Origin of the sequence: Pseudomonas tumuqii (assembly GCF_013184545.1) — a bacterium.
Taxonomy (GTDB): domain Bacteria; phylum Pseudomonadota; class Gammaproteobacteria; order Pseudomonadales; family Pseudomonadaceae; genus Aquipseudomonas; species Aquipseudomonas tumuqii.
Map to the genome: position 1 here is coordinate 1 of NZ_JAAOJA010000027.1, position 20,977 is coordinate 20,977.

Annotated in this window: 22 protein-coding genes and 1 pseudogene; 14 read left to right on the forward strand and 9 right to left on the reverse strand. The window is 62.4% G+C overall.

Annotated features, from left to right (window positions below; genetic code table 11):
* From G9C89_RS24080 to trpC, 7 genes and pseudogenes are all read left to right on the forward strand, one after another.
* Positions 1 to 594 (forward strand): aminotransferase class III-fold pyridoxal phosphate-dependent enzyme (locus G9C89_RS24080; RefSeq protein WP_172153103.1); only part of this gene is annotated, 594 nt, incomplete at its 5' end.
* A gap of 237 nt (positions 595 to 831) precedes the next feature.
* Positions 832 to 1,506 carry a ribulose-phosphate 3-epimerase gene (rpe, locus tag G9C89_RS24085; protein ID WP_172153105.1) on the forward strand — a complete coding sequence of 225 codons (675 nt, stop codon included), beginning with the start codon at positions 832 to 834 and terminating at the stop codon, positions 1,504 to 1,506.
* A pseudogene (locus G9C89_RS24090) lies at positions 1,503 to 2,352 on the forward strand (phosphoglycolate phosphatase). The gene rpe and the pseudogene G9C89_RS24090 overlap by 4 nt, the downstream one beginning before the upstream one ends.
* A 67-nt stretch (positions 2,353 to 2,419) precedes the next feature.
* Complete coding sequence (gene trpE / locus G9C89_RS24095; protein ID WP_172153109.1) at positions 2,420 to 3,913, forward strand: anthranilate synthase component I; 1,494 nt, start codon at positions 2,420 to 2,422, stop codon at positions 3,911 to 3,913.
* An 11-nt stretch (positions 3,914 to 3,924) separates the two neighbouring features.
* Positions 3,925 to 4,521, forward strand: coding sequence for an aminodeoxychorismate/anthranilate synthase component II (locus tag G9C89_RS24100; RefSeq protein WP_172153111.1), 597 nt, complete (start codon positions 3,925 to 3,927; stop codon positions 4,519 to 4,521).
* A complete protein-coding gene (gene trpD / locus G9C89_RS24105; RefSeq protein WP_172153113.1) occupies positions 4,518 to 5,564 on the forward strand; it encodes an anthranilate phosphoribosyltransferase in 1,047 nt (348 codons plus the stop codon). Before G9C89_RS24100 ends, trpD begins: the two co-directional genes overlap by 4 nt.
* Positions 5,561 to 6,397: an indole-3-glycerol phosphate synthase TrpC gene (trpC, locus tag G9C89_RS24110; RefSeq protein ID WP_172153115.1), complete on the forward strand. Its 837-nt coding sequence runs from the start codon at positions 5,561 to 5,563 to the stop codon at positions 6,395 to 6,397. The genes trpD and trpC overlap by 4 nt, the downstream gene beginning before the upstream one ends.
* A gap of 56 nt (positions 6,398 to 6,453) precedes the next feature.
* On the opposite strand, the gene crp is transcribed toward trpC, so the two are convergent.
* Positions 6,454 to 7,098 carry a cAMP-activated global transcriptional regulator CRP gene (gene crp, locus G9C89_RS24115; protein WP_172153125.1) on the reverse strand — a complete coding sequence of 215 codons (645 nt, stop codon included), beginning with the start codon at positions 7,096 to 7,098 and terminating at the stop codon, positions 6,454 to 6,456.
* 232 nt (positions 7,099 to 7,330) lie between these two features.
* Here crp and G9C89_RS24120 point away from each other — a divergent pair, with 232 nt between their 5' ends.
* Positions 7,331 to 7,762 carry an OsmC family protein gene (locus G9C89_RS24120; protein ID WP_172153127.1) on the forward strand — a complete coding sequence of 144 codons (432 nt, stop codon included), beginning with the start codon at positions 7,331 to 7,333 and terminating at the stop codon, positions 7,760 to 7,762.
* Between the two features lie 80 nt (positions 7,763 to 7,842).
* Here the strand turns inward: G9C89_RS24120 and coq7 are convergent, their stop codons facing one another.
* Entirely contained in the window at positions 7,843 to 8,490 is a 648-nt protein-coding gene (gene coq7 / locus G9C89_RS24125; protein WP_172153129.1) for a 2-polyprenyl-3-methyl-6-methoxy-1,4-benzoquinone monooxygenase, read from the reverse strand.
* Positions 8,491 to 8,588: 98 nt separating this feature from the next.
* Positions 8,589 to 8,927, reverse strand: coding sequence for a histidine triad nucleotide-binding protein (locus G9C89_RS24130; protein WP_172153131.1), 339 nt, complete (start codon positions 8,925 to 8,927; stop codon positions 8,589 to 8,591).
* Between the two features lie 85 nt (positions 8,928 to 9,012).
* On the opposite strand from G9C89_RS24130, the gene G9C89_RS24135 reads away from it, so the two are divergent.
* Positions 9,013 to 10,488: an AAA family ATPase gene (locus G9C89_RS24135; protein ID WP_172153133.1), complete on the forward strand. Its 1,476-nt coding sequence runs from the start codon at positions 9,013 to 9,015 to the stop codon at positions 10,486 to 10,488.
* Here the strand turns inward: G9C89_RS24135 and G9C89_RS24140 are convergent, their stop codons facing one another.
* From G9C89_RS24140 to hemJ, 4 genes are all read right to left on the reverse strand, one after another.
* Entirely contained in the window at positions 10,489 to 11,277 is a 789-nt protein-coding gene (locus G9C89_RS24140) for an SDR family NAD(P)-dependent oxidoreductase (RefSeq protein ID WP_172153135.1), read from the reverse strand.
* A 58-nt stretch (positions 11,278 to 11,335) separates the two neighbouring features.
* Complete coding sequence (locus G9C89_RS24145) at positions 11,336 to 12,319, reverse strand: DUF805 domain-containing protein (protein ID WP_172153137.1); 984 nt, start codon at positions 12,317 to 12,319, stop codon at positions 11,336 to 11,338.
* Between the two features lie 362 nt (positions 12,320 to 12,681).
* The gene (locus G9C89_RS24150; RefSeq protein ID WP_172153139.1) at positions 12,682 to 13,644 is read right to left on the reverse strand and encodes an NAD(P)H-dependent flavin oxidoreductase; all 963 of its coding nucleotides are present in this window, start codon (positions 13,642 to 13,644) and stop codon (positions 12,682 to 12,684) included.
* Between the two features lie 19 nt (positions 13,645 to 13,663).
* On the reverse strand, positions 13,664 to 14,092 hold the full coding sequence (gene hemJ / locus G9C89_RS24155; protein WP_172153141.1) for a protoporphyrinogen oxidase HemJ: 429 nt from the start codon (positions 14,090 to 14,092) through the stop codon (positions 13,664 to 13,666).
* Positions 14,093 to 14,226: 134 nt separating this feature from the next.
* Here hemJ and argC point away from each other — a divergent pair, with 134 nt between their 5' ends.
* The 4 genes from argC (at position 14,227) to erpA (ending at position 16,840) form a co-directional block, all read left to right on the forward strand.
* Positions 14,227 to 15,261 carry an N-acetyl-gamma-glutamyl-phosphate reductase gene (gene argC / locus G9C89_RS24160; protein WP_172153143.1) on the forward strand — a complete coding sequence of 345 codons (1,035 nt, stop codon included), beginning with the start codon at positions 14,227 to 14,229 and terminating at the stop codon, positions 15,259 to 15,261.
* 47 nt (positions 15,262 to 15,308) lie between these two features.
* Entirely contained in the window at positions 15,309 to 15,992 is a 684-nt protein-coding gene (locus G9C89_RS24165; protein WP_172153145.1) for a DUF6776 family protein, read from the forward strand.
* A gap of 9 nt (positions 15,993 to 16,001) precedes the next feature.
* Positions 16,002 to 16,412 (forward strand): bactofilin family protein, encoded by a 411-nt coding sequence (locus G9C89_RS24170; RefSeq protein WP_172153147.1) that lies wholly within the window; start codon positions 16,002 to 16,004, stop codon positions 16,410 to 16,412.
* A 77-nt stretch (positions 16,413 to 16,489) separates the two neighbouring features.
* Positions 16,490 to 16,840 carry an iron-sulfur cluster insertion protein ErpA gene (erpA, locus tag G9C89_RS24175; RefSeq protein ID WP_069520772.1) on the forward strand — a complete coding sequence of 117 codons (351 nt, stop codon included), beginning with the start codon at positions 16,490 to 16,492 and terminating at the stop codon, positions 16,838 to 16,840.
* 72 nt (positions 16,841 to 16,912) lie between these two features.
* Here erpA and G9C89_RS24180 read toward each other — a convergent pair whose 3' ends face one another.
* A complete protein-coding gene (locus tag G9C89_RS24180) occupies positions 16,913 to 18,004 on the reverse strand; it encodes an anhydro-N-acetylmuramic acid kinase (RefSeq protein ID WP_172153149.1) in 1,092 nt (363 codons plus the stop codon).
* A gap of 5 nt (positions 18,005 to 18,009) precedes the next feature.
* On the reverse strand, positions 18,010 to 19,452 hold the full coding sequence (locus tag G9C89_RS24185) for an OapA family protein (protein WP_172153151.1): 1,443 nt from the start codon (positions 19,450 to 19,452) through the stop codon (positions 18,010 to 18,012).
* A gap of 211 nt (positions 19,453 to 19,663) precedes the next feature.
* Between G9C89_RS24185 and tyrS the strand changes: the two genes are divergently transcribed.
* The gene (tyrS, locus tag G9C89_RS24190) at positions 19,664 to 20,863 is read left to right on the forward strand and encodes a tyrosine--tRNA ligase (RefSeq protein WP_172153153.1); all 1,200 of its coding nucleotides are present in this window, start codon (positions 19,664 to 19,666) and stop codon (positions 20,861 to 20,863) included.
* The last annotated feature ends 114 nt before the right edge of the window (positions 20,864 to 20,977 follow it).

Here is a 20,977-nt window from a genome sequence, read left to right on the forward strand (position 1 = left end):
TGTGATCAGCACGGCATTCTCCTGATCGCCGACGAGGTGCAGACCGGCGCCGGGCGTACCGGCACCTTCTTCGCCATGGAGCAGATGGGCGTAGCCGCCGACCTGACCACCTTCGCCAAGTCCATCGCCGGCGGTTTCCCGGTGGCCGGTGTGTGCGGCAAGGCCGAGTATATGGACGCCATCGCCCCGGGCGGCCTGGGCGGCACCTACGCCGGCAGCCCGATCGCCTGCGCCGCGGCGCTGGCGGTGATCCAGGTGTTCGAGGAGGAAAATCTGCTGGAACGCTGCAAGGCGGTCGGCGAGCGGCTGGTCAGCGGCCTCAAGGCCATCCAGGCCAGGCACAAGGCGATCGGCGAGGTGCGCGCCCTCGGTGCGATGATCGCCATGGAGCTGTGCGAGGACGGCGATCTGCACAAACCGAATGCCGCCCTCACCGGTCAGATCGTCGCCAGGGCCCGCGACAAGGGCCTGATCCTGCTGTCCTGCGGGACCTACGGCAACGTGCTGCGGGTGCTGGTGCCGCTGACCGCCGAAGACGCCCTGCTCGACAAGGGCCTGGCGATCATCGCCGAGTGCTTCGACGAATTGGCGTAAGCGCAACTGTTGTATGGAAACCCGCTGCGGCGGGTTTTCTTTTATCCGCGACCTCGTAGGGTGGATCGGGGCGCGTAGCTGACGCTTCACCTATCCACCAACTGCGATGGTGGATGAAAAAAGCGTCATCCACCCTACACCGCTCTGCTGAGCGGGCAGCCGACTATCGTCCTAGCGGCGGCGGCAGTTTCGCTCGGGTACAATGCGCCACTTTCGTGAATGCCACCGAGGTGCGCCATGCAACCCTTCGCCATCGCCCCGTCGATCCTCTCCGCCGATTTTGCCCGCCTGGGCGAGGAAGTGGACAAGGTGCTCGCCGCGGGTGCCGACATCGTGCACTTCGATGTGATGGACAACCACTATGTGCCCAACCTGACCATCGGCCCGATGGTCTGCGCGGCGCTGCGCAAGTACGGCATCAGCGCGCCGATCGACGCCCACCTGATGGTCAAGCCGGTGGACCGCATCATCGGCGACTTCATCGAGGCCGGCGCCAGCTACATCACCTTCCACCCGGAGGCCAGCGAGCATGTCGACCGTTCCCTGCAGCTGATCAAGGCGGGCGGTTGCAAGGCCGGCCTGGTGTTCAACCCGGCCACCCCGCTGGAGGTGCTCAAGCACGTGCTGGACAAGGTCGACATGATCCTGCTGATGAGCGTCAACCCGGGCTTCGGCGGGCAGAAATTCATCCCCGGCACCCTCGACAAGCTGCGTGAGGCGCGTGCCCTGATCGACGCCAGCGGCCGCGACATCCGCCTGGAGATCGACGGCGGGGTCAATGTGCAGAACATTCGCGAGATCGCTGCCGCCGGGGCCGACACCTTCGTTGCCGGCTCGGCGATCTTCGGCCAGCCGGACTATAAGGTCGTGATCGACGCCATGCGTGCCGAGCTGGCCCAGGTGCGCGGGTGAGCATGCTGCGCGAGCTGTTTCAGGGCGAATTGCCACGCCTGGTGATGTTCGACCTGGACGGCACCCTGGTCGATTCGGTGCCGGATCTGGCTGCGGCGGTGGACAAGAGCCTGCTCCAGCTCGGGCAGCCGGCGGCCGGGATCGAGCAGGTGCGCGACTGGGTCGGCAATGGGGCGCGGGTGCTGGTGCGTCGCGCCCTGGCCGGTGGACTGCAGCACGAGCATATCGACGATGCCGACGGTGAACAGGCGCTCGAACTGTTCATGCAGGCCTATGCCGAGGACCACAGCCTGACCCGGGTTTATCCGGGCGTGCTGGCAACCCTCGACTGGCTGCGCGCGCAACAGGTCGAGATGGCGATCATCACCAACAAGCCGGAGCGCTTCGTCGCGCCGCTGCTGGATGACAAGGGCCTGGGCAGCTATTTCCGCTGGATCATCGGCGGCGACACCCTGCCCCAGCAGAAGCCCGACCCGGCCGCGCTGCTGCATGTCCTGCAGCTGGCCCGGGTCGAGGCGCAGCAGGCGCTGTTTATCGGCGATTCGCGCAATGACGTGCTGGCGGCCAAGGCAGCCGGTGTGCCTTGCGTGGCGCTGAGTTACGGCTACAACCACGGTCGCCCGATCGCCGAAGAGGGCCCGCTGCGCGTGCTGGATGATTTGCGCCAGCTGCTGGTTGCCGGCTAAGCCGCGCGGGCCGGGTTGCTTAGGTCTGGCGGCTGCGCTAGTGTTGCCAGACTTTACTCCTGCCTAAGAGAGCTCCGTGGTGGTTACCTGCACGCGCTGGTCCGCAAGAACCGGTATGAAAATCATCAAGGCCCTGGCCCGTTGGCGCTGGCGCCTCTGACCTGATCTTGGCCGCAAAGACGGCGCGTTTGCACACGACCGATTTACCCTCAAGCCACGAGGCTGATATGACCCGCGAAGAATTCCTGCGTTTAGCCGCTGCCGGCTATAACCGCATTCCGCTTGCCTATGAAACCCTGGTCGACTTCGACACGCCGCTGTCGATCTACCTGAAGCTGGCCGATGAGGCCAACAGCTACCTGCTGGAGTCGGTCCAGGGTGGCGAGAAATGGGGCCGTTACTCGATTATCGGCCTGCCGGCGCGCACCGTGCTGCGCGCCTATGGTCACCGCGTGAGCATCAGCGTCGATGGTGTCGAGGTCGAACGCCACGAATGTGCCGACCCGCTGGCCTTCGTCGAGCAGTTCCAGGCACGCTACCGGGTGCCGACCCTGTCCGGGCTGCCGCGTTTCAATGGCGGCCTGGTCGGCTACTTCGGCTACGACAGCGTGCGTTACGTCGAGCCGAAGCTGGCGGCCGGGAGCCATCCCGACCCGCTGGGCACCCCGGATATCCTGCTGATGGTGTCCGACGCCGTGGTGGTGTTCGACAACCTGGCCGGCAAGATGCACGCCATCGTCCTCGCCGACCCGGCCGAGGAGGGGGCGCTGGAACAGGGCCAGGCACGCCTGCAGGCGATCCTGCTCAAGCTGCGCCAGCCCATCACCCCGCGCCTGGGCGTCGACCTGAATGCTCCGCCCGCTGCCGAGCCGGCATTCCGCTCCAGCTTCAGCCGCGACGATTACGAGCGCTCGGTCAAGGCGATCAAGGAGTACATCCTCGCCGGCGACTGCATGCAGGTGGTGATCTCCCAGCGCATGTCGATCCCGTTCAAGGCTGCACCTATCGACCTGTACCGGGCGCTGCGCTGCATCAACCCGACGCCCTACATGTACTTCTTCAACTTCGGCGACTTCCATGTGGTCGGCAGCTCGCCGGAAGTGCTGGTGCGTCTCGAGGACGGCCTGGTCACAGTGCGCCCGATCGCCGGCACCCGCCCGCGCGGCGCCAACGAGGAGGCCGATCTGGCACTGGAGCAGGATCTGCTGGCGGACGCCAAGGAGCTCGCCGAACACCTGATGCTGATCGATCTGGGGCGCAACGACGTCGGCCGGGTCGCCAGCACCGGCTCGGTCAAGCTCACCGAGAAGATGGTGATCGAGCGCTATTCCAACGTCATGCACATCGTCTCCAACGTCACCGGCCAGCTCAAGGAAGGCCTGACCGCGATGGACGCGCTACGGGCGATCCTGCCGGCCGGCACCCTGTCCGGGGCGCCGAAGATTCGCGCGATGGAAATCATCGACGAACTGGAGCCGGTCAAGCGTGGCGTCTACGGCGGCGCCGTTGGCTACCTGGCGTGGAACGGCAACATGGACACCGCCATCGCCATCCGCACCGCGGTGATCAAGGACGGCGAACTGCATGTGCAGGCCGGCGCCGGCATCGTCGCCGACTCGGTACCGGCGCTGGAGTGGGAAGAAACCCTGAACAAGCGTCGCGCCATGTTCCGTGCCGTCGCGCTTGCCGAACAAACCGTCCCCGACCAGAACCCGCGCTGAGGAGTCCTGCCATGCTGCTGATGATCGATAACTACGACTCCTTTACCTACAACGTGGTGCAGTACCTCGGCGAGTTGGGCGCGGAGGTCAAGGTGATCCGCAACGACGAGCTGAGTGTGGCCGAGATCGCCGCCCTGCAGCCCGAGCGCATCGTCGTTTCGCCCGGGCCCTGTACGCCCAACGAGGCCGGCGTGTCGCTGGCGGTAATCCAGCACTTTGCCGGCCAGCTGCCGATCCTCGGCGTCTGCCTGGGTCACCAGAGCATCGGCCAGGCCTTCGGCGGCGATGTGGTGCGCGCGCGCCAGGTGATGCACGGCAAGACCAGCCCGGTGTTCCACGAAAATGGCGGGGTGTTCGCCGGCCTCAACAACCCGCTGACGGTGACCCGCTATCATTCCCTGGTGGTCAAGCGCGAAACCCTGCCGGACGTTCTGCAAGTCACCGCCTGGACCCAATTCGACGATGGCGCGGTCGATGAAATCATGGGCCTGCGGCACAAGACGTTGAATATCGAGGGGGTGCAGTTCCACCCGGAGTCCATTCTCACCGAGCAGGGCCACGAGCTCTTTGCCAACTTCCTCAAACAACATGGAGGCGTGCGCGCATGAACATCAAGGAAGCCCTCAACCGGGTCGTCAGTCAGCTCGACCTGAGCACTGCAGAAATGCAGGATGTGATGCGCGAGATCATGACCGGCCAGTGCACCGACGCACAGGTCGGCGCCTTCCTCATGGGCCTGCGCATGAAGAGCGAGACCATCGACGAGATCGTCGGTGCCGCGCAGCTCATGCGCGAGCTGGCCGCGCCGGTGCGGATCGACGCCGAGCACCTGGTCGACACCTGTGGCACCGGTGGCGACGGCATGAATATCTTCAACGTCTCCACCGCGGCGGCCTTCGTCGTCGCCGCGGCCGGGGGGCAGGTGGCCAAGCACGGCAACCGCGCGGTCTCGGGCAAGAGCGGCAGCGCCGATCTGCTCGAGGCCGCCGGGGTCAACCTCAATCTCACCCCGGAGCAGGTGGCGCGTTGCGTCGAGAGCGTGGGGGTCGGCTTCATGTTCGCCCCGGCCCACCATGGCGCGATGAAGTACGCCATCGGCCCGCGTCGTGAACTGGGCCTGCGCACCATCTTCAATATGCTCGGGCCGATGACCAATCCGGCCGGGGTCAAGCATCAGGTGCTGGGGGTGTTCAGCAAGGCGCTGTGCCGGCCGCTGGCCGAAGTGCTGCAGCGCCTGGGCAGTGAGCATGTGCTGGTGGTGCATGCCCAGGATGGTCTGGACGAGATCAGCCTGGCGGCACCGACCTTCGTCGCCGAACTGAAAGACGGCGTGGTCAGCGAGTACAGCATCCAGCCGGAAGATTTCGGCATCAAGAGCCAGAGCCTGATCGGCTTGACCGTCGACGACGCCGAACAATCGCTGGCCCTGATCCGTGATGCACTGACCAAGCGCAAGGGCGAGCAGGGCCAGAAGGCGGCCGACATGATCGTGCTGAATGCCGGGGCGGCGCTGTATGCCGCCGATCTGGCCAGCAGCCTGAAAGAAGGTGTACAACTGGCCCATGATGCGCTGCATACCGGGCTGGCCTGGGAGAAGCTGCAGGAACTGGTGTCCTTTACCGCGGTATTCAAGCAGGAGAATCAAGGGTGAGCATTCCAACCATTCTGGAGAAGATCCTTGCCCGCAAGGCCGAAGAAGTGGCCGAACGTCGTGCCATCGTCGGCCTCGAGGAAGTCGAGCAGCAAGCCCGTGCCGCCGATACCCCGCGTGGCTTTGCCCGAGCCTTGCAGGAACAGGCCAAACGCAAGCAGCCGGCGGTGATCGCCGAGATCAAGAAGGCTTCGCCGAGCAAGGGCGTGCTGCGTGAGTTCTTCGTCCCGGCGGACATCGCCCGCAGTTACCAGGCCGGTGGCGCGACCTGTCTGTCGGTGCTGACTGACCAGGATTTCTTCCAGGGCGCCGACCTCTACCTGCAGGAAGCGCGCAACGCCTGTTCGCTGCCGGTGATCCGCAAGGATTTCATGATCGATCCCTACCAGATCGTCGAGTCCCGCGCCCTGGGCGCCGATTGCGTGCTGTTGATCGTGGCGGCACTGTCCGATGCGCAGATGGCCGAACTGGCGGCGACCGCCAAGGCCTTCGATCTCGATGTGCTGGTCGAGGTGCACGATGGCGAGGAGCTGGAGCGGGCGTTGAATACCCTGGATACCCCGCTGGTGGGGATCAACAACCGTAACCTGCATACCTTCGAACTCAACCTGGAGACCACCCTGGATCTGCTGCCGCGAATTCCGCGCGACCGTCTGGTGGTGACCGAGAGCGGCATTCTCAACCGCGCCGATGTCGAACTGATGGAAATCAGCGAGGTGTACGCTTTTCTGGTCGGCGAAGCCTTTATGCGCGCCGACAACCCGGGCGCCGAACTGGAGCGCTTGTTCTTTCCCGAGCGCAAGCGGGTGATCGCCAGTCCCGATGTGGACTGATTTCGGCGGATACTAAAAAGCCGGCGCATGCGCCGGCTTTTTCATACCTGGCGATTTCAGCGGGTGCCGAACACCACCATGGTTTTGCCTTTGACGTTGACCAGGCCTTGCTCTTCCAGGGCCTTGAGCACGCGGCCGACCATCTCGCGCGAGCAGCCGACGATGCGGCCGATTTCCTGGCGGGTGATCTTGATCTGCATGCCGTCCGGGTGGGTCATGGCGTCCGGCTGTTTGCACAGGTCGAGCAGGGTGCGCGCGACGCGGCCGGTGACATCGAGAAACGCCAGGTCGCCGACCTTGCGCGTGGTGTTGCGCAGGCGTTCGGCCATCTGGCTGCCGAGGGCGTAGAGGATGTCCGGGTCTTGCTGGGTCAGTTCGCGGAACTTGGCGTAGCTGAGTTCAGCCACTTCGCATTCGGTCTTGGCGCGCACCCAGGCACTGCGTTCTTTCTCCGCGCCGTCCTTGTCGAACAGACCCATCTCGCCGAAGAAGTCCCCGGGGTTGAGGTAGGCGATGATCATTTCGCGGCCATCGTCGTCCTCGATGAGGATGGTGACCGAGCCTTTGACGATGAAGAACAGGGTTTCGCAGCGATCACCCGCGTAGATGATGGTGCTTTTTGCCGTATAGCGCCGACGGTGACAATGTGCGAGGAGTTTGTCGAGATTCTTGATTTTAGGTGTAAGGGTAATTGCGACCATGCCCGAGTCCCGAAAATAAAAAGGTAAGCCTTTGTCTGACAGGCAATTTCTTATAGTTATCTAGCCCAGTGTGCCAGTAATCCGGCGTCAGCTTAACAAACACGCCAAGGCCTGGGTCGATTTTGCGACATGGCTAACATCTAGCCGCGGAACTTCCGCCCAGAAGGCCGAAGTCGGGCCGCGAAAAGGGCTGTGCTAAGCTGCGTCCCTTTTTAACAGCGGAGGCTTGGTAATGAAAGCGCGCATTCAATGGGCCGGCGAAGCCCTGTTTATCGGCGAGTCGGGCAGTGGTCACGCGGTGGTGATGGACGGCCCACCGGAGAGCGGTGGCCGTAACCTGGGTGTGCGCCCGATGGAGATGCTGCTGATCGGTCTGGGCGGATGCAGCAACTTCGATGTGGTCAGCATCCTGAAAAAATCCCGACAGCCGGTAGAGAGTTGTGAGGCCTTTCTCGAGGCCGAGCGGGCCACCGAGGAACCCAAGGTGTTCACCAAGATCCACCTGCATTTCGTGGTCAAGGGCCGAGGCTTGAAAGAGGCCCAGGTCAAGCGTGCGGTGGAGCTGTCGGCGGAGAAGTATTGCTCGGCCTCGATCATGCTCGGTCGCGCCGGGGTTGAGATCACCCACGACTACGAGATCGTCGAATTGGCTGAACAAGCATGAGCGTCAAGCCATAAGTTACCAGTGGCAAGCACAAAGGGCGCCAGCGGCGCCCTTTGTGCTTGCCAGCAACCTGCTTGCGGCTAGAGCCTATAGGCGCTTTTGGTCATGACCTTGGACAGCAGCGTCATGCCGAATTTTACCGGAGTCGGGAAACGCAGGCCGCCGGCCTCCAGGGCACTGGTGGCATGGCGCTCTTCATCGAGGCGCATCTGCTCGAGTATCGCCCGTGACTTGTCGTCGTTGGCTGGCAGCTGTTGCAGGTGGTCGTCCAGGTGTTTGACCACCTGATCTTCGGTGGCGGCGACAAAGCCCAGGCTGATCTTGTCGCTGATCAGGCCGGCCACGGCGCCGACACCAAATGACAGGCCATAAAACAGCGGGTTGAGCACACTCGGGTGGCTGCCCAGCTGGCGGATACGTTGCTCGCACCAGGCCAGATGATCGATTTCCTCATCGGCGGCATGCTCCATGGCGGCTCGCACGTTCGGCAGCTTGGCGGTCAGCGCCTGGCCCTGGTACAGCGCCTGGGCGCATACCTCGCCAGTGTGGTTGATGCGCATCAGGCCGGCGACATGCCGCGCGGTCGGTTCATCCAGCTCGCTCTCCGCCTGCACGATGGCTGGCGAGGGGCGGCTGGGCTGGCCGCTGAAGGGCAGCAGGGTGCGCAGAGCCGCGTCCGCTTGCAGGAACAGGCGGTCGACGGGGGAGTAGTGACGTTCGCAGGCCATCGGGCACCTCCGGCGAAAAAAGAGTGGCAAGTTTACTCCAATCGATATGCCGCGGCTTGACCGGCGTCAGGGCCGTTCGACTGGGCGGGGAGCGTCGTTCAACCCGGCGGCCAGGTCATCTGCCGTTGACCGAGGACATGCATATGGATGTGGTAAACGGTTTGCCCGCCCAATTCATTGCAGTTCATCACCATGCGAAAGCCTTGTTCACAGCCTTGTTCCTTGGCCAGGCGCTGAGCGGTATAGAGCATGTGCCCGGCCAGGGCCTTGTCGTCTTCGCCAAGGTCGTTGAGGGTGTGAATGTGCTTTTTCGGGATCACCAGGAAATGCACCGGGGCCTTGGGGCCGATATCGTGAAAGGCGAACACCTGATCGTCTTCATAAAGCTTGCGCGCGGGTATTTCCCCGGCGACGATCTTGCAGAACAGACAGTCCATGGCACAGTCTCCTGGCCTGTTGAATGAGGCTCGAGTCTAGCGGGCTGGGTCGATCCCGGCCAGCTGACCGCCACAAGGAGCGGGTGTGAAGAACGATATCCATGATCTGGGCCTGGTGCTCGACTCCAGGGTCAAGCTGATCCTCATCGAGTCCTGGGATGAGCCGCGCGTACTGGAAACGCTGACCGGTCTGGCGGTCAAGCGTGGCCTCGGCTTGCACACCTGGTCGGTGACCGAAGGCCTGCGCCTGGGCTTCGGCGGTGAGCCGCTGGGCGAAGGCGCGAGCCAGGAGCCGGAGGCCGCGTTGCGGCTGATCAAGGCCGATCCGCAGGCGAATCTGTATGTGCTGTGCGACCTGCATCCGTTCCTCGCCGACAACCCCAGGCTGGTGCGCCTGCTCAAGGAAATCGCCATGCGCGATACGCCACAGGCGCCCACCCTGGTACTGGTCTCCCATGCCTGCAAGCTGCCGGCGGAGGTGCAACGCTTTGCCGCGCGCTTCAGCCTGGCACTGCCGGCGGAAGACGAGTTGCTGGCGATCGTGCGCGAGGAAGCCAGCCGCTGGAGCGAGCGCAATCGCAATGCCCGGGTGCGCACCGATAATCGTACCTTGCAGCAGGTGGTGAAGAACCTGCGCGGCTTGAGTCATGGCGAAGCGCGGGTGCTGGCGCGCAATGTGATCTGCGATGACGGCGCTATTACCCAGGAGGATTTGCCGGAACTGAACAAGACCAAGTTCCAGCTACTGGATCTCGAGGGGGTGCTGAGCTTCGAGTACGACACCGCCCGCTTCGCCGAGGTCGGCGGCTTGAGCAACCTGAAGCGCTGGCTGGCCGAGCGCCAGGGCATCTTTCTCGACGGCAAGGGCAGCGACCTGCCCAAGGGCATGCTGCTGGTCGGTGTGCAGGGCGGCGGCAAGAGCCTGGCCGCCAAGGCCGTGGCCGGCTTGTGGGGCTTGCCCCTGCTGCGCCTGGACTTTGCCTGCCTGTACAACAAGTTCTTCGGCGAGACCGAGCGCAACCTGCGTGAGGCCTTGAGCCTGGCCGAGCAGATGGCGCCCTGTGTGCTGTGGATCGACGAGATCGAGAAAGGCCTGGCCAGCGGCGAGCATGACGGCGGCGTCAGCCAGCGGGTGCTCGGCACCCTGCTGACCTGGATGGCCGAGCGCAAGGCGCCGGTATTCATGGTGGCGACCGCCAACGCGATCGACCGTCTGCCGCCGGAACTGGTGCGCAAGGGGCGTTTCGATGAGCTGTTCTTCGTCGACTTGCCCGATCAGGCTGTGCGCGCGGAGATCTTCCGCATTCATCTGGTGCGGCGCGAGCTGGAACCCGCCGGGTTCGATCTGCACCTGCTGGCGCTCGCCAGCGCCGGGTTTTCCGGGGCAGAGATCGAACAGGTCGTGGTCAGCGCCCTGTATGCCGCCCAGGCGCAACAACAGGCGGTCGATCAGGCCTTGCTGCTGCACGCTATCCACAGCACGGCACCCTTGTCGGTGGTGATGGCCGAAGACCTCAACGCCTTGCGGGCCTGGGCCCAGGGTCGTACGGTCCTGGCCTGATCAGCTGCGGCTGAGCGGCCGGTTAAGGCGCGCCGCGACCTTGCGCACCAGCCAGCGCGGCGCCAGGCGTGGCGCCATGGCCCGTAGCCGGTTGCGCCAGCCGGGAATGATGATCGCGCGGTTTTTCTCCAGCGCCTTGAGCGTGATCAGTGCCACCTCCTCGGCGCTCATCACCCGCCTGTCGTGTTCTGCCTGCGTGCTGTCCATCTGTGCCGAGCAGAAGTATGCACTGCGCATCGGCCCCGGGCAGAGCACCGACACGTTGACGCCGTATTCCTTGAGTTCTTCCCGCAGGCCTTCGGAGAAGTGCAGAACGTAAGCCTTGCTTGCGTGGTAGTTGCTCATCCATGGGCCGGGGTGAAATCCCGCCAGCGAAGCGACATTGAGGATCTGCCCGCTGCCCTGTCCGGCCATCACCGTGCCGAGCGCATGGCAGAGGCGGGCGAGCGCGAGGACGTTCACCTCAATCAGTTGCTGCTCGCCGCGCCAGTCCTGCGCGACGAAGGCACCGCGAGTGCCCACCCCGGCGCTGTTGATCAGCAGGTCGATGGACAGCTCGCTCTGTTCCAGTTCATGCAGCAGGCCGGAGATTTGCAGCGGCTCGCCGAGGTCGCAGACGCGGAACAGGACTTCCACGGCAAAGCGCTGAGTCAGTTCGCAGGCAATGCTGTCCAGCGCATCGCGTTGCCGTGCGACCAGGATCAGGCTACGCCCGCGGCGTGCCAGGGCTTCGGCCAGGGCCAGGCCGATACCGCTGGAGGCGCCGGTGATGAGGGCGTAACGGGGCATGGAGTTTCTCCGTGAGGGGCGGGCCTGGCCTGCGGCCCCGTGAGGGTTGCGCTACGCGTCAGAGGCCTGCGCGGTTCACATAGTCCTGATAGGCGGGCAGGGTGATGGCTGCCAGGATGCCGAGTACCGGGACCAGTAGCCAGAGCCAGGCCAGTAGCTTGACCGCGCGGCTGTTAGGCGGTGCTGGCGGGCCGTAGCGATTCGCTCCGGTTGTGCCAGGAATGATCAGCAGCAACAGGGCGAAGACGCTACCGACGATCGGTACCAGGTTGATCAGCCAGAGCCAGCCGGACCAGCCGATGTCATGCAGGCGCTGCACGCCGATCTGCACGCTGACCACCGCCATGCCGATGCCGACCAGCGCGATCAATACGGAACCGACTATTTCGGAAATGGCCAGGCCCATGCTGGCCACGCCGAGCAGGGCCAGCGCCGCCAGCATCAGCACCAGCGACCAGGCCAGATAGCGCAGGCGGCCGATGCGTCCTTCGATGCTGAATACCTCGAGCTCGCCGAATTCCGGCAGGGCTTCTGCCACTGTCGCCAGAGGTGTCGCGTAGGGGGTATTGGCGGCTTTGCCGAGGTCGCCGGGCTGCTGAGGCTGGACAGTTTGCGTGCTCTCGGAGAGCGCAGCCTGACGGGCGATAAATTTCTCGATGATGATGCCGCAGGCCGAGCACTCCGCGGCCTTGGCTTGCCGGTGGCCGCACTTGGGGCAGGTCATCTCGTCGCTGGTGGCGCTTGCCGTTTTGTCAGTACTCGCGGTGAGGCGGTGATCGTCGGTGTCGACCAGGCTCAGGCTGGCGCCCGGCTCCGGCTCCTTGCGGGCCTTGGCCCCCGCGCGGTGCAGGGCCGTGAGGTATTGGTCGGCCTCGCTTTCGGGCAAGTTGCGCTTGATGGCGACAGTGCTGCCACTGAATAACGCATTAATCCGTGTGTGGTCACTTTTGAACAGGCGGGCAAGGTTGTCTTTGGCGGTTTCCAGCGCCACCTCAGGCATCAGTTCGCCATTGAAGACAATCTTGAAACGGGCTTGGGTCATGCGAGCTTCCTTGTCGGCGCTATGGGTGAATGGCCACTACAGCCTAGCGGGCCTGCAGGCCTCTGAACAAGCAGCCTAGAGCACAAATATGCTGGTTGCTTCACAGGTTGGCGCGCCCCATCTAACTGCCGACAAGAGGTCAGCTGTTTAGTCGGCATAGCCTGCTGAAACTGCTCCGGTGAGCTTCAGGGAACTGAGTGAGCGGGCCGCTTGCGCTCCAAGAGTCAGTTGTGACCGGGGCTTGCGGCGATACGGAGCGGTCGGCCAGCGGCCGCTCTACAGTGGACAGGCATGTCGGCTTCGGCCAGGTATGCGCCAAGGCTGTCGCTAGACGGTTCTCGGATTCGGTCGGCGTTGCCGCTTCAGCGCGGCCAACGTTGCTGCAGCAGTTGGGCCCGATGTTGCGCCTCTCGGTATTCGCGATCCAGGCGTGCCACCAGTGCATCGACGCTTGGCAGATCGGCGATGGTGCCTACACCCTGGCCGGCCGACCACACGGTTTTCCAGGCCTTGGCCTCGTCGCTGATCGGCTTGAGTTTTTCGCCGTAGTTGATCTCGCCCTTGTTTTGCAGCTGCTGGAGGTCGTAGCCGGCCAGTTTCAGGCTCTGGCGCATGAAGCTGGCCGGCACGCCGGATACCGCCGGGGTGTGGATGATGTCGGCAGCCTGGGCGTCCAGAATCATCTGCTTGTAAGCCGCCGGAGCGTTGTTCTCCCGAGTGGCGATAAAACGGGTGCCGAGGTAGGCCAGGTCGGCGCCGAGCAATTGTGCGGCGAGAATTTCATGGCCGTGATTGAGGCAGCCGGCAAGCAGCAGGGTCTTGTCGAAGAACTGGCGGATTTCCGCAATCAGGGCAAAGGGACTCCAGGTGCCGGCATGGCCGCCGGCGCCCGCAGCGACTGCGATCAGGCCATCGACCCCGGCTTGTGCGGCTTTCTCCGCATGGCGGCGGGTGGTCACGTCGTGGAATACCAGGCCACCGTAGCTGTGTACTGCATCGACCACTTCCTTGGCCGCGCCGAGGCTGGTGATGACGATCGGCACGCGCTGTTCGATGCAGATGGCCAGATCGGCCTGCAGGCGCGGATTGCTGCCATGCACGATCAGGTTGACCGCATAGGGCGCGGACTCGGCCTGCAGACCGGCTTCGATCTCTTCCAGCCAGGTTTTGAAGGCGCCGCTGTCGCGCTGGTTGAGCGCGGGAAAACTGCCCACGATGCCGTTACGGCAACAGGCGAGAACCAGTTGCGGGTTGGACACCAGGAACATGGGGGCGGCCACCACGGGCAGGCGCAGGCGTTGTTCGAGCAGGGCGGGCAGGCTCATACGGACTCCTTGGGCAGGTTCAGAAGGGTTTGACCACAACCAGAATGACGACCGCGAGCAAGGCCAGCACCGGAGCCTCATTGAACCAGCGGTAGAACACATGGCTGTGCCGGTTCTCGCCACGGGCGAAGCGTTTGAGCTGGGCGCCGCAGAGGTGCTGATAGCCGATCAGCAGGACCACCAGGCTGAGTTTGGCGTGCATCCAGCCCTGGCTGAAGTAGTAGTCGGGATTGAGGCTGATCAACCAGACACCGAAAATCAGGGTGGCGATCATCGACGGCAGCATGATGCCGCGGTACAGCTTGCGCTCCATCACGCAGAACCGCTCGCGACTGGTGTCGTCTTCGCTCATGGCGTGGTAAACAAACAGGCGTGGCAGGTAGAACAGCCCGGCGAACCAGCAGACCATGGCGATGATGTGCAGGGCTTTGAGCCACAGATAGAGCATTGTCCGACTCCAGCGCGAGAAAAGTGCCCCGATAGTAGTGGCCGCTGCCCGATACGTCATCTGCGCGGTTGGCCGTTGGCGGTTACGGCCTTATCATCGACGGCTTTCCAATGGCTTTTTGCAAGGGGCAAGTGATGGTCAAGGTCGGTATCGTCGGCGGCACGGGCTACACCGGTGTGGAGTTGTTGCGCTTGTTGGCGCAGCACCCACAGGCGCAAGTTGCAGTCATCACGTCGCGCTCGGAGGCGGGCTTGCGCGTCGACGAGATGTACCCGAACCTGCGCGGTCACTACCCCGACCTGGTCTTCAGCGTCCCGGATGTCGCGACCCTGGGGGCCTGCGACGTGGTGTTCTTCGCCACTCCGCATGGCGTCGCCCATGCCCTGGCCGGCGAATTGCTGGCGGCCGGCACCAAGGTGATCGACCTGTCCGCCGACTTTCGTCTGCAAGACGCCGAAGAGTGGGGCAAGTGGTATGGCCAGCCCCATGGCGCGCCGGATCTGCTGCCGGAGGCGGTCTATGGCTTGCCGGAGGTCAACCGCGAAGCGATCAAGCAGGCGCGCCTGATCGCCGTGCCCGGTTGCTACCCGACCGCCGCACAGTTGGGCTTCATCCCGCTGCTGGAAGCCGGTCTGGCCGATACTTCGCGGTTGATCGCCGACTGCAAGTCCGGGGTCAGCGGCGCCGGGCGCGGTGCCAGCGTCGGTTCGCTGTTCAGCGAGGCCGGCGAGAGCATGAAGGCCTACGGCGTCAAGGGGCATCGTCATCTGCCGGAAATTTGCCAGGGTTTGCGGCGTGCGGCTGGCTCCGCGGTGGGGCTGACCTTCGTGCCGCACCTGACCCCGATGATTCGCGGCATCCATGCGACCTTGTATGCGACCGTGGCGGACCTCTCGGTCGACCTGCAGGCGCTGTTCGAGCAGCGTTATGCCAACGAGCCGTTCGTCGACGTGATGCCGGCCGGCAGTCACCCGGAAACCCGCAGCGTGCGGGGGGCCAACGTTTGTCGCATGGCCGTGCACCGTCCGCAAGATGGCGACCTGGTGGTAGTGCTGTCGGTGATCGATAACCTGGTCAAAGGGGCTTCCGGCCAGGCAGTGCAGAACATGAACATTCTCTTCGGGCTTGACGAGCGCCTGGGGCTGTCGCACGCAGCCATGCTGCCCTGATGGCCGGCTGGGAAGTCCGCCCCAGTGACCCGCGTCGTGCCGGTCGCATGCGACTGCTGCTGCTGTTGTTGCTCCTGGCTATTCCCGCCGCATTCTATGGCGGAATCTGGTGGCAGTTGCGCGTGACCCAGTCGATCGAGGTGGAGCACCAACCGATGCAGGAGCGCTTGATCGCGCTGGAGCAGGAGCTGGATCAGCTGCGCCAACGCCTGATTGTGGTCAGCAGTGGCGAAAAAGTCGCACAGCAGGCCAACGAACAGAGCCGGTTGACCATCAAGCTGCTTGAAGAGCAGATCTTCAAGCAGCAGCAAGACCTGGCGTTCTACAAAGGCGTGCTGGCGCCAGCCAGTCGTCGGGAAGGATTACGCATTCGCGCCTTTGAGTTGCAGGCCACGGACAGGCCGATGCACTTCCGCTACAAAATACTGCTCAGCCGGGTGGGCAAGGATGTCAAGCCGCTTGAGGGTCAGTTGGTGGTTACCGTGGAAGGGCGTCAGGGGGGGAAGGCGGTCAGCTTGCAGCTGGCCACACTGACGCAAGACTTGCCCGATCAGTTCAGGGGTCAGGTGATTCCCTTTGCCTTCAAGCATTTCCAGGCGATTCCTGAAGCTGGACGCTTCGCCGAGCTGAAGTTGCCCGACGGCTTTGCCCCGCAGCAGATCAGGGTGCGTGCCGAGGTCAAAGGTGAAAAGCCGTTGGAGCGGACATTCAAGTGGATCGACCAGGAGTGACAGCTTTCCATGTGGAATAAAGACAAACGCAAGACCGACCTGCAGCGTTTTACGGGCAAGACCAGCCTGATTGCCGCCGGGGCGGAACTCAACGGAGACCTACGCTTTCATGGGGCGGTACAGGTCGATGGCCGGGTCTATGGCGATCTGCAGACCAGTGATGGCATGGTTAGAGTCAGTGCCGAGGGGCAGGTTGAAGGTGAGATCCGCGCCCCGCGCATAATGATCGACGGTGAAGTAATCGGCGATGTCTATGCCAGCGAGCACCTTGAGTTGGGCAGTCGCGCGCGGGTGTGCGGCACCCTGTATTACGGATTGATGGAAATGGCCATGGGGGCACAGATCGAGGGGGGCTTGCGTCCACTCAAAGAGCAGCCCCGGCCATTGGAGTTGCCGGAGAATCTGGTTACTGCAGAATAGTTGACCGCTTTTGTAGGGTAAGTGGATAATGCAGGGCCTCAACGCAGTATGGCGTCTAGCGCCGGGAGATAGTCAGCATGAGCGTCGAAACCTTCACCCCCACAGCTTTGCTATTCACGCAGGGCGCGGCGAGCAAGGTGAAGAGCCTGGTCGATGAAGAGGGTAATCCTCGCCTGAAGTTGCGCGTGTTCGTTACGGGCGGCGGCTGTTCGGGCTTCCAGTATGGCTTCACCTTCGATGAAGAAGTCGCCGATGACGACACCATTGTCGAGCGCGAAGGGGTGAGCCTGGTCGTAGATCCGATGAGCTTCCAGTACCTGGCGGGCGCCGAAGTGGATTACCAGGAAGGCCTGGAAGGCTCGCGCTTCGTGATCAAGAACCCCAACGCGACCACCACCTGTGGCTGTGGCTCGTCCTTCTCGATCTGACCACCTAGACGCTGAAGATTGACGCCGTGCCAAGTGTGCGGCGTTGTCGTTTTCGTGCTGGGTAAGTCGGTGTCAGGCGGGGTAGATAGCGCCAAGCACCCGTAGCCCGTTGGCGCCGGTCACGCTCGGCCGATTGGCGGGTATCCCTTCCAGGCAGCAATGTGCCAACCAGGCGAACGCCATGGCTTCCACCCAGTCGGCAGGCACGCCATGGATCTGCGTACTGTTGACTGCGCAGCCTGGGAGCAGCGCGGCCAGGCGTGTCATCAGCATGCGGTTATGGGCGCCACCACCGCAGACCAGCAGTTCTTCAGTCTCGCGTTGGGCGCTGAGCAGGGCCTTGGTGATACTGATTACCGTCAGTTCCAGCAATGTTGCTTGTACGTCTGCCTCGGCATAGGGAAGTTGCTTGCCCAAGTGCTGGTCGAGCCAGTCCAGATTGAACAGCTCGCGGCCGGTACTCTTTGGTCCCTGGGTGTTGAAGAAGTGGTCACTGAGCAAGGCTTCGAGTAGTTCGGGCTGCACCTTGCCGCTGGCCGCCCAGGCGCCGTCGCGGTCATAACTGTCGCCGCGTTGGCGTTGGATCCAGGCATCCATGAGGACATTGCCAGGGCCGCAATCGAAGCCGCGCACAGGTTGATCGGGGGCGAGTAGGCTGAGGTTGCTGAACCCACCGACATTCAAGACCGCGCGATAGCTGCGTTGCTCGCCAAATAAGGCTTCGTGGAACGCCGGCACCAGTGGTGCGCCTTGTCCTCCAGCGGCGACATCACGGCGGCGAAAGTCGCTCACTACGCTGATGCCGGTCAGTTCGGCAAGTAGGGCGGGGTTGCCAATCTGGATAGTGAATCCGCGGGCTGGCTCATGGCGAATGGTTTGGCCGTGGCTGCCGATTGCTCGGATTGATGAGGGGCTGAGTTCTTGTTGTTGCAGTAACGTATGTATGCCCTGAGCAGCTAGCCTCACCCAGTACTGCTCAGCCATGGCGGCACGCGCCATTTCGTCCGGGCCCGGTGCGCACAGAGCCAAAAGTTCAGCACGCAGTTCTGCCGGCATGGGCAGGTAATGGGTGGCGAGCAGAGTGGTCTTTTCGCTCTGCTCGATCAGGGCGATGTCCAGGCCATCAAGGCTGGTACCGGACATCACCCCCAGATAGAGCGGCATCTGCCTTAGCGCTTGTTGAGGGCGAGCAGGGTGGTTTTTTCCTGATCCATGCGTGCCATCAAGGGCGTGCTCAGTTGCATGAAGCGCTGCTTTTCATTGCGGGCAATAGGGTCGGCCATTGGCAGCTTTTGGCTCAGAGGATCGACGTGGGTGCCGTTGACCTGAAATTCGTAATGCAGGTGTGGTCCGGTGGAAAGGCCGGTAGTACCGATGTAGCCGATGATCTGACCCTGCTTGACGTTGCCGCCGGTGCGGATGCCTTTGGCGAAGCCCTGCATGTGGGCATAGAGGGTGCGGTAGCGACTGCCATGCTGGATGACAACGGTATTGCCGTAGCCGCCTTTGCGTCCGGCGAGGGCAATCTTGCCATCTCCAGCGGCTTTGATTGGTGTACCGCGGGCTGCGGCGTAATCGACGCCCTTGTGCGCGCGGATTTTGTTCAGGATCGGATGGCGCCGGCCGTTGGAGAAGCGTGAGCTGATGCGGGCAAAATCTACAGGGGTACGGATGAAGGCCTTGCGCATGCTGGTGCCGTCTGCGCTGTAGTAGCTGGTATTGCCTTGTTTGTCGGTGTAGCGCACTGCGGTAAAGGTCTTGCCGCGGTTGGTGAAGCGGGCGGAGAGGATGTTGCCTGTGCCGACATGCTTGTTGTTGGCCACTTTCTCTTCATACACCAGCTCGAACTCGTCGCCATCACGAATATCCATGGCGAAGTCGATGTCGTAGCCAAAAACGTTTGCCAGGTCCATGGTCAGTCCATGGGAGAGGCCGGCGCGTTTCGCTGACAAGAACAGCGAGCTGTTGATTACGCCGCGAGCATAGGTGGTTTTGACGTCCGGTTTGATGATGTCGCGCTTGAAGGTAAAACCCTTTTCATTCTTGTTGAGGCTGATGCTTTCGAGGTCGCTGAGCGTGCTCTTCAGGCTCTCGAGTTGACCGTCGGCCGATAGCTGGAACTCCAGTGCCTGGCCAACTTTCAGACGGCTGAACTGCTTGGCTTCCTTGCTGCTGCTCAAAGCCTCGTGAAGGCTGGTGGCGGGCAGGCCTACATCGGCAAAAATCGTGGAGAGCGTATCTCCATTGGCAACCCTGACAGTCTTATGATTGGGCTCGACTGGAGTGGCGTCGGCTGTTTCGGTGTTCGGGCGGGTGCTGTCGTCGGCTTCAATGCTTTGCTCGGCGCTATTGCTAGTGTTCGAAGGCTGCCCGATTTTGGCAAAGGGCGAAATGTCCTGATCTCCGTTGAGGCCATCAGGATGCAGGTCATTCTTTTCCCGCAAAACAAGCTCCGAGCCATTGTCGAGCTCGAGGCTGAGGTAGGTTTTTTTCGCTTCGACTTCGCGTGAAGGGAAGACCAGCAAGGTCAGGCTGAGCAGGGCCGCTATACCGCTTGCAGCCAGAATGTGAGTTTTTGGGTACAGCGGGGGCGCTTTGCTTATAGAGGTCATAGGTGGCTTTGACTTTGAATAAGTGAAAAGAAAAGATGAAGGGCATGATGAATATGCATTAATTGTATAAAATATAACCAAAATGTCTGTGAGGCAACCCCAAAAGGGCGACGGCAGGCGCGGATGTGCGAGCTTCAGGGCAAAACTTGTTATTTGTCCGTGATCTTGTATGGTTGGTTCCCTTTCATTTTGTGTGGTCGTGAGTCCTGTCATGAAGTCGGTCGAAGAGCAGCTGGCGCTGATCAAGCGTGGTGCGGAAGAGGTTTTGGTTGAGTCTGAGCTGGTGGAGAAACTCAAGCGTGGTCAGCCGCTACGTATCAAGGCGGGCTTCGACCCGACGGCACCGGATCTCCACCTCGGGCATACCGTGCTTATCAATAAGCTGCGGCAGTTTCAGGAGTTGGGCCATCAGGTGATTTTTCTGATCGGCGACTTTACCGGAATGATTGGTGATCCGAGTGGCAAGAGTGCGACCCGGCCACCTTTGACGCGCGACCAGGTGCTGGCGAATGCCGAGACCTATAAGGCCCAGGTGTTCAAGATCCTGGATCCGGCAAAAACCGAGGTGGCGTTCAACTCCACCTGGATGGATCAGCTGACCCCCGCCGACTTCATCAGGCTGGCTTCGCAATACACAGTTGCGCGGATGCTCGAACGCGACGATTTCAGCAAGCGCTACTTGACCAACCAACCTATTGCCATCCACGAGTTTCTCTACCCGTTAGTGCAGGGCTATGACTCTGTTGCTTTGCGCGCTGATGTCGAGCTGGGTGGGACCGATCAGAAATTCAATCTGCTGATGGGGCGTGAATTGCAGCGCTCCTATGGCCAGGTGTCACAGTGCATTGTCACCATGCCGTTGTTGGAGGGGTTGGACGGCGTCAAGAAGATGTCCAAATCACTGGGCAATTATGTAGGCATACAGGAAGCCCCGGGTGTGATGTATGGCAAGCTGGTGTCTATCCCTGATGTGCTGATGTGGCGTTACTTCGAGTTGCTCAGCTTCCGCTCAATGGAGGAGATCGCTCAGTTTAAGCTCGACGTCGAGAGTGGCGCCAATCCGCGTGATATCAAGATCAAGCTGGCTGAGGAGATAGTGGCGCGCTTTCATGGAGAAGAGGCGGCGGCGAGCGCCCATCGTTCGGCGGGTAACCGCATGCGCGAGGGTGAGCTGCCGGAAGACTTGCCGGAAATTGAATTGATTTCAGATGAGGATATGCCTATCGCGGCTTTGTTGAACAGGGCTGGCCTGGTCAAGAACGCTGCCATGGCGCGTGACTTGCTGGGTTCCGGTGGTGTTCGAGTAGATGGAGAGGTGGTGGATCGTTCCTTTATATATAAGCAGGGCGCAACCCACGTCTGCCAGGCGGGCAAGAAGGCTTTTGCACGCATTACGCTAAAGGCTGAATAAAGCCTTGACGCGGATTCTGCTGGGCCTATAATGCGCACCTCTTCCGGCGCAGGCCTCTCGGAAAACCTCTTGTAAAACAAGAAGTTAGCTTAAAAAGAGGGGTTGCAAAGCAGC

What these genes read in the sequence shown, in the direction of transcription:
- trpD (WP_172153113.1), top strand. Translation starts at nt 4,518, where the DNA reads ATGAACATCAAGGAAGCCCTCAACCGGGTCGTCAGTCAGCTCGACCTG.
- G9C89_RS24180 (WP_172153149.1), bottom strand. Translation starts at nt 18,004, where the DNA reads ATGCCGCTCTATCTGGGGGTGATGTCCGGTACCAGCCTTGATGGCCTG.
- G9C89_RS24185 (WP_172153151.1), bottom strand. Translation starts at nt 19,452, where the DNA reads ATGACCTCTATAAGCAAAGCGCCCCCGCTGTACCCAAAAACTCACATT.
- rpe (WP_172153105.1), top strand. Translation starts at nt 832, where the DNA reads ATGCAACCCTTCGCCATCGCCCCGTCGATCCTCTCCGCCGATTTTGCC.
- G9C89_RS24120 (WP_172153127.1), top strand. Translation starts at nt 7,331, where the DNA reads ATGAAAGCGCGCATTCAATGGGCCGGCGAAGCCCTGTTTATCGGCGAG.
- coq7 (WP_172153129.1), bottom strand. Translation starts at nt 8,490, where the DNA reads ATGGCCTGCGAACGTCACTACTCCCCCGTCGACCGCCTGTTCCTGCAA.
- G9C89_RS24170 (WP_172153147.1), top strand. Translation starts at nt 16,002, where the DNA reads ATGTGGAATAAAGACAAACGCAAGACCGACCTGCAGCGTTTTACGGGC.
- erpA (WP_069520772.1), top strand. Translation starts at nt 16,490, where the DNA reads ATGAGCGTCGAAACCTTCACCCCCACAGCTTTGCTATTCACGCAGGGC.
- tyrS (WP_172153153.1), top strand. Translation starts at nt 19,664, where the DNA reads ATGAAGTCGGTCGAAGAGCAGCTGGCGCTGATCAAGCGTGGTGCGGAA.
- crp (WP_172153125.1), bottom strand. Translation starts at nt 7,098, where the DNA reads ATGGTCGCAATTACCCTTACACCTAAAATCAAGAATCTCGACAAACTC.
- argC (WP_172153143.1), top strand. Translation starts at nt 14,227, where the DNA reads ATGGTCAAGGTCGGTATCGTCGGCGGCACGGGCTACACCGGTGTGGAG.
- G9C89_RS24145 (WP_172153137.1), bottom strand. Translation starts at nt 12,319, where the DNA reads ATGACCCAAGCCCGTTTCAAGATTGTCTTCAATGGCGAACTGATGCCT.
- trpE (WP_172153109.1), top strand. Translation starts at nt 2,420, where the DNA reads ATGACCCGCGAAGAATTCCTGCGTTTAGCCGCTGCCGGCTATAACCGC.
- G9C89_RS24165 (WP_172153145.1), top strand. Translation starts at nt 15,309, where the DNA reads ATGCGACTGCTGCTGCTGTTGTTGCTCCTGGCTATTCCCGCCGCATTC.
- G9C89_RS24100 (WP_172153111.1), top strand. Translation starts at nt 3,925, where the DNA reads ATGCTGCTGATGATCGATAACTACGACTCCTTTACCTACAACGTGGTG.
- G9C89_RS24140 (WP_172153135.1), bottom strand. Translation starts at nt 11,277, where the DNA reads ATGCCCCGTTACGCCCTCATCACCGGCGCCTCCAGCGGTATCGGCCTG.
- G9C89_RS24150 (WP_172153139.1), bottom strand. Translation starts at nt 13,644, where the DNA reads ATGAGCCTGCCCGCCCTGCTCGAACAACGCCTGCGCCTGCCCGTGGTG.
- G9C89_RS24130 (WP_172153131.1), bottom strand. Translation starts at nt 8,927, where the DNA reads ATGGACTGTCTGTTCTGCAAGATCGTCGCCGGGGAAATACCCGCGCGC.
- hemJ (WP_172153141.1), bottom strand. Translation starts at nt 14,092, where the DNA reads ATGCTCTATCTGTGGCTCAAAGCCCTGCACATCATCGCCATGGTCTGC.